A 6,693-nucleotide genomic window follows, 5' to 3' on the forward strand; every position below is an offset into this window, starting at 1 on the left:
GGCCTTCTGGCCGACGAGCTCGCTCGATTCCCCGGCCCCCTGCCGCCGCTCGGAGTGCCCAACGATCACGTAGTGCACGTCGAGCTTCGCCAGGAACTGCGCGGAGATGTCGCCCGTGTAGGCACCGCTCGCGTGCGGGGACACGTCCTGCGCGCCGAGGCGGAGGGACAAGCGGTCGGCGTGCAGCAGCGTCTGCACGGAGCGCAGATCGGTGAACGGCGGGAAGACCGCGACCTCGGTGCCCGCGAAGTCGTGCTTCGCGTCAGCCAGGGTCCAGGACAGCTTCTGCACGAAGGCGATCGCCTGCAGGTGGTCCAGGTTCATCTTCCAGTTCCCCGCGATCAGCGGGGTCCGCTTCGTTACGCCCATCCGAGCACCTCCAGTCCGGGGAGGGCGTTGCCCTCCAGAAATTCAAGGCTCGCGCCGCCGCCGGTCGAGATGTGACCGAACTGCTCGTCGGCGAAGCCGAGAGCGCGAACCGCCGCGGCGGAGTCGCCGCCGCCGACCACCGAGAACCCGGCGGTCTGCGTGAGCGCCTCGGCGACGGCCCGCGTGCCGCCCGCGAAGGCGGCCATCTCGAACACGCCCATGGGGCCGTTCCAGAACACGGTCTTCGACTCGCGGATGATCGCGGCGAAGGCCGCGGCCGACTCGGGACCGATGTCCAGGCCCAGCCCGCTCGCGCCGAAGGCGGAGGACTCGATGGCCTCGGCGGCGACGACCTCGTGCGCGGCATCGGCTGCGAAGGCCTCGGCAACCACGATGTCGGTGGGCAACACGATGCGCACCCCGCGGCGCTCCGCCTCGGCGAGGTAGCCGCGACAGGTCTCGAGCTGGTCCTCCTCCAGGAGGCTCGCCCCGACGGCGTGACCCTGGGCCGCGAGGAAGGTGAAGACCATGCCCCCGCCGACCAGGATGGTGTCGACGCGCTCGATCAGGTGCGCGATCACCCCGAGCTTGTCGGAGACCTTGGATCCGCCGAGGACGACCGCGAAGGGGTGCTCCGGGCGGCGGGTCAGGCGCTCGAGCACGTCGAGTTCCTGCTCGACGAGGAGCCCGGCGGCGCTCGGCAGCAGGCGCTCCAGGTCCGTCACGCTGGCCTGCTCGCGGTGCACGACCCCGAAGCCGTCCGAGACGACGACATCGCCCTGCTCGGCGAGCTGGGCGGCAAAGGCCCGGCGCTCGGCCTCGTCGGCGCTCGTCTCGCCGGGGTTGAAGCGCAGGTTCTCCAGGAGCAGCACGCCGTCCGCGGGCAGCTGCGCGAGCTGAGCGCGCGCGTCCGAGCCGACCGTGTCCGTCGCAAAAGCGACGGGGGTCTCCAGGAGCTCGCTGAGCCGCGCGGCAACGGGACGGAGGGAGAAGCGCTCCTCGGGCGCGCCCTGCGGGCGGCCCAGGTGGCTCATCGCCACGACCCGGGCCCCGCGCGAGCGCAGCTCCCGGATGGTGTTGAGCGAGGCACGCACGCGGCCGTCGTCCGTGATCGTCGTTCCGTCCAGCGGCACGTTCAGGTCGAGTCGGGCAAGAACTGTCTTGCCGTCCAGCGAACCCAGGGTGTCGAGCGTCCTCATCGGGGCGTTACTCTCCTTCTGTCTGCGGGGGTGATGCTCCCGGGTGGTTACTCGGCGGCGCGCAACTGTCCGATGCGCTCCACGAGATCAACCAGCCGGGTGGAGTATCCCCACTCGTTGTCGTACCAGGCAGAGATCTGCACGGTGTTGCCGAACACGGTCGTGAGCCCCGAGTCGAAGACCGCGGAGTACTCGGTGCCGATGATGTCCGACGAGACGAGTGGTGCCTCCGAGTATTCCAGATACTTGGCCTTGTCGCCCTCCGCCGCGGCGCGGAAGGCCGCATTGATCCGCTCCGCGGTCAAGCCGGGGGTCGGCGACTGCAGGCTCAGCTCGAGGTAGGACCCGGTGGCCACGGGAACGCGCAGCGCCCGGCCGTCGAGCTTGCCCTGCAGCTCGGGCATGACGAGCCCGATCGCGGCCGCGGCGCCCGTGGTCGTCGGCACGATGTTCAGGGCGGCCGCGCGGGCGCGGCGCAGGTCCCGGTGCGGGCCGTCGTGCAGGTTTTGGTCGCCCGTGTAGGCGTGCGTGGTCGTCATGAAGCCCTGCGTGATGCCGAAGGCATCCGAGAAGACCTGCGCGATCGTGGCCAGGCAGTTTGTGGTGCAGGAGGCGTTGCTGATGACGGGCTGGTTCTTCGGGTCGAGGAGCTCGTCGTTGACGCCAACGACGACGGTCAGGTCGGCGTTTTTCGCGGGCGCGGAGACGATAACGTTCTTCGCCCCGGCGTCCAGGTGGGCGCTCGCGGCCTCCTTGCTCGTGAACAGCCCCGTGCTCTCGATGACGAGGTCCACGCCGAGCTCAGCCCAGGGCAGCTTGCCCGGCTCGCGCTCGGCGAAGGCGCGCACCTCGCGGTCACCGATGCGGAGCACGCCGTCGCCGGCGCTGACCGGCTCCCCGAAGCGGCCGAGGATCGTGTCGTACTGCAGCAGGTGGGCGAGCGTGGCGGGATCCGTCAGATCGTTGATCGCCACGATGTCGAAGTCCGCGTTGCGCTGAAGCGCGCCCCGCAGGAAGTTCCGACCGATCCGACCGAAACCGTTGATTGCTACGCGAGTCGTCATGCTTTCCCCTCAGGAGGCGCGGTCGACCGGATCGGGACCGCGGTGTGGATGGGGCGCAGGGCAGTGCGCGTTTCGTGTTTCAGCCTAATCTATCTCGCCCCAGAAAAACTAGCCGCAGAGACGGCGCGACCCCCGGGCCAACGGGGGCACGGGGGTCACGGGACGATCTGCTTAGATCAGGCCGGGCGTCTGCTTGCGGGCCGTGGCGAGGCGCTGCTCGACGTCGGTCCAGTTCACGATGTTCCAGAAGCTCTTCACGTAGTCCGCGCGGAGGTTCTGGTAGTCGAGGTAGTAGGCGTGCTCCCAGACGTCGAGGAGCAGCAGCGGCACGGTGCCGGCCGGGAAGTTACCCTGCTGGTCGAAGAACTGCTGGATGTTGGCGCGCTGGCCGAGCGAGTCCCAGGTGAGCGCGGCCCAGCCGGAGCCCTGCACGCCCATCGCGGCGGCGGTGAAGTGCGCCTGGAACTTGTCGAAGGAGCCGAAGTACTCGTCGATGGCCGAGGCGACCTCGCCGACGGGCTTGTCGCCCCCGTCGGGGCTCATGTTCTTCCAGAAGACGCTGTGGTTGACGTGGCCGCCCACGTTGAAGGCGAGGTCCTTCTCCAGCTTGTTGACGTTGGCCAGGTTGCCGGAGTCACGGGCCTCGGCGAGCTGCTCGAGGGCGGTGTTGGCGCCGGTCACGTAAGCGTTGTGGTGCTTGCCGTGGTGCAGCTCCATGATTTTGCCGCTGATGCTGGGCTCAAGAGCCGAGTAATCGTAGGGAAGTTCGGGAAGGGTGTAAGCAGCCATGAGGCTCTATCTCCATTCTTGCGCGAGCGCGCGTTGACGGTGAGTGCCCCCTCAGACTATCGCGAACGCGGCCCCCGGAACAGGGAGCCGCGTTCGCTGGAAGCGAGAACCGGGATGAGCGCCGGGGGCTACATCGAGTCGAGGTCGGCCGGCAGGCTCGCCTCGGTGCCGGGGATGCCCTTGGCCTCGGCCTCCTTGTCGGCCATCGCCAGGAGGCGACGGATCCGACCGGCGACGGCGTCCTTCGTGAGGGCGGGCTCGGCGTGCGAACCCAGCTCGTCCAGGCTGGCCTCGCGGTGAGCCAGGCGCAGCTCGCCCGCGTAGCGCAGGTGCTCGGGGACCTGGTCGCCCAGGATCTCCAGGGCACGCTCGACGCGCGCGCAGGCGGCGACGGCTGCCTGCGCGGAGCGGCGCAGGTTCGCGTCGTCGAAGTTCACGAGGCGGTTCGCGGTGGCGCGGACCTCGCGCTGTTGCCGCATCCGCTCCCACTCGGCGACCGTGTTCGGGGCGCCCATCGCGCGGAGCATTGCGGCAATGGCCTCGTCATCGCGGATGATGACCTTGTTGACGCTGCGGATCTCGCGGGCCTTGGCGGGGATGCCGAGGCGGCCGGCGGCGCCGACGAGCGCCATCGCGGCCTCGTTCGAGGGGCAGACCACCTCGAGGCTCGCGGAGCGACCGGGCTCGGTCAGGCCGCCACGGGCGAGGAAGGCCCCGCGCCAGATGGCCGCAAGCTCCTCGCGGGACCCGGTCGTGAGGCGGTTCGGCATGCCGCGGATCTGGCGACGGCGGGCGTCGAGCAGGCCGATCTGACGGGCGAGGGTCTCACCGTCGAGCACGCGGACCAGGTACCCCGGCGTGTTCGCGCGGGCAGCGGAGGGGTGCTGCTCCATCGCCTGCGAACGGACGCCGTAGATCTCGGCGAGGTCGCGGCGGACCCGGCGCACGATCTGGGGGGTGTGCAGCTCGGATTCCAGGGCGATGCGTCCCGAGATGGTGTGCAACCCCCCGGAGAACCGCAGAACGGTCGCCACCTCTGCCACGCGAACACTCGTTTTCGCGGCCTCAAAGTGGGCAAGCTCGTTCTTGACATCAGCCGTCAATGACACTGCGGCATCCTCTCCATTTCTGGGATCGTGGGTTACTCGCGGCCGAGGTCTCGGTGGCGCACGCTCACGCTGACGCCGGGCAGGATCGCAAGCCGGTCCGCGAGCTCGCGGGCCATGGCCACCGATCGGTGCTTCCCCCCGGTGCATCCGACGGCGAGCGAAGCGTGACGTTTGTTTTCACGCTGGTAGCCTGCGAACACCGGTGTCAGCGCGGAAACGTACTGGTCCAGGAACTCCCTGGCGCCTTCCCGCGAAAGAACATATTCTTTCACATCCGGGTCGACTCCGGTGAGCGCGCGCAGCTCGGGCTCCCAGAAGGGATTCGGCAAAAAGCGCATGTCAGCGAGCAGATCCACGTCGGTGGGCGCGCCGTATTTGAAACCGAAGCTCTGGATCGTCAATTGCAGCCCGGGCGTGTCCTCCTCGGAGAACAGCTCCCGCGTTTTCGTGCTCAGCTGGTGCACATTGAACCGCGAGGTGTCGATGACCACATCGGAGGAGGCGCGCAGCTCGTGCAGGCGCTCGCGCTCCAGGGCGATGCCCTCCAGCAGAGAGCCGTCCCCCTGCAACGGGTGCGGGCGGCGCACCGCCTCGTAGCGGCGCACCAGGATGTCGTTGGTGGCGTCGAGGAAGACGACGCGCACGGTCGCGTTTTCGCGGAGCGAGGACACGGTCTCTTGGATGTCGGAGAACAGGTCGCGGCCGCGCACGTCGACGACCGCGGCGAGCTTCGGCATCGCTCCCCCGGTCCGGTCGGCCATGTCCGCGAGCGTCTTCACCATCGGCAGGGGCAGATTGTCCACGACGTACCAGCCGAGGTCCTCGAGTGAGTTCGCCACGGTGCTGCGACCGGCGCCGCTCATCCCGGTGACGATCAGGATCTCTTGGGCGGTGGGGGCGTCATTCATGGGGCGGCTCCTCTGGCTCACGGTCGATCTCACTGTCGATCCCGTCTAGCGTACCCCCTGGGGCCGGCTCGGCACCGGCGATCGCGCCGGGCTCCTCGGCCGGTGGCGCGGGGTCGGCGAGGTGCTGCACGATCGTCTCCGCGGCGCGCGGGCCAATCCCGGGCACCGCGGCCAGCTCCTCGACCGTGGCGACCCGCAGGCGGGCGACGGAGCCGAAGTGCCGGAGCACGGCCTTGACCCGCTTGGGGCCGAGCCCGGGCACCTCTTCCAACCGTGAGGAGATGCTGGTCTTCCGGCGCTGGCGCTGGAAGGTGATCGCGAAGCGGTGGGCCTCGTCGCGGATCCGCTGCACGAGGAAGAGCGCCTCGCTCGTGCGCGGGAGCACCACGGGGAAGTCGTCGTTCGGGAGCCACAGCTCCTCCAGGCGCTTCGCGACCCCGCAGAGGGCCACATCGCGGATCCCGGCCTCGTCGAGGGCGCGCTGGGCGGCCGCGACCTGGGGCTGGCCGCCGTCCACGATGAGCAGCTGCGGGCGGTCCCGGTAGGCCCCGACCGTGATGTCCTCGGGGTCCTGCGCGTTGAGCTGCGCGGCGCGGCGCGAGACGACCTGATAGATCGAGTCGGTGTCGTCCGTGGTCTCCTCGATGCGGTACTTGCGGTACGCGCCCTTCGCGGGCAGGCCGTCCTCGAAGACGACGAGCGAGGCCACGACGTTCGTGCCCTGCAGGTGCGAGACGTCGATGCACTCGATGCGCAGCGGCGGCTCGGTCATGCCGAGGCCGTCCTGGAGCTCCGCGAGGGCGTCGGTGCGCGCGGTGAGGTCCGCGGTGCGCTTCATCTTGTACCGGATCAGGTTCTCGCCGGCGTTGAGGGTGGCGCGCTTCAGGATCTCGGCCTTCTCGCCCCGCTCGGGGATTCGCACGCTCACGCGGCCCCGGGCGCGGGTGTCGCCGAGCACCTGCTCGAGCGGCTCCGGGTCGAGTCCGACGTCGGGCACCAGGACGAGCGGGGGCGCTTCCCGACCGCCGTCGTAGGCGCTCTGGATGACCTGCTCCAGCTGCATGGCGGGGGAATCGTCGAGCTCGACATCCACGATCCAGCTGCGCTCTCCGCGGATGCGTCCCTGTCGGATGATGAACTGGTGCGCGGCGGCGGCGAGCTCGTCCGAGACGAGGCCGAACACGTCCGCGTTCACGGTGCGCTGCAGGACGACCGCGTTGCGCTCCAGGAAGTGTTCCACGGCGGTGATCTGGTC

General features: G+C 69.6%; 7 protein-coding genes. All 7 read right to left on the minus strand.

Features of this window, described 5'->3' with window-relative positions:
- The coding region (locus OOT08_RS00155; RefSeq protein ID WP_325090580.1) for a triose-phosphate isomerase at positions 1-369 on the minus strand (369 nt) is incomplete at its 3' end.
- Positions 360-1,568: a phosphoglycerate kinase gene (locus OOT08_RS00160; RefSeq protein ID WP_325090581.1), complete on the minus strand. Its 1,209-nt coding sequence runs from the start codon at positions 1,566-1,568 to the stop codon at positions 360-362. The genes OOT08_RS00160 and OOT08_RS00155, both read right to left, overlap by 10 nt.
- A 47-nt stretch (positions 1,569-1,615) precedes the next feature.
- Positions 1,616-2,632 (minus strand): type I glyceraldehyde-3-phosphate dehydrogenase, encoded by a 1,017-nt coding sequence (gene gap, locus OOT08_RS00165; RefSeq protein WP_325090582.1) that lies wholly within the window; start codon positions 2,630-2,632, stop codon positions 1,616-1,618.
- 171 nt (positions 2,633-2,803) lie between these two features.
- Positions 2,804-3,421, minus strand: a complete 618-nt coding sequence (locus OOT08_RS00170; RefSeq protein ID WP_325090583.1) for a superoxide dismutase — start codon at positions 3,419-3,421, stop codon at positions 2,804-2,806.
- A gap of 128 nt (positions 3,422-3,549) precedes the next feature.
- Positions 3,550-4,530, minus strand: coding sequence for a DNA-binding protein WhiA (gene whiA / locus OOT08_RS00175; protein WP_325090584.1), 981 nt, complete (start codon positions 4,528-4,530; stop codon positions 3,550-3,552).
- A gap of 32 nt (positions 4,531-4,562) precedes the next feature.
- Positions 4,563-5,438, minus strand: coding sequence for an RNase adapter RapZ (gene rapZ, locus OOT08_RS00180; protein ID WP_325090585.1), 876 nt, complete (start codon positions 5,436-5,438; stop codon positions 4,563-4,565).
- On the minus strand, positions 5,431-6,693 hold a 1,263-nt coding region (locus tag OOT08_RS00185), incomplete at its 5' end, for an excinuclease ABC subunit UvrC (protein ID WP_325090586.1). The genes OOT08_RS00185 and rapZ, both read right to left, overlap by 8 nt.

Source organism: Leucobacter sp. M11 (genome assembly GCF_035726885.1).
GTDB lineage: Bacteria > Actinomycetota > Actinomycetes > Actinomycetales > Microbacteriaceae > JAPFRB01.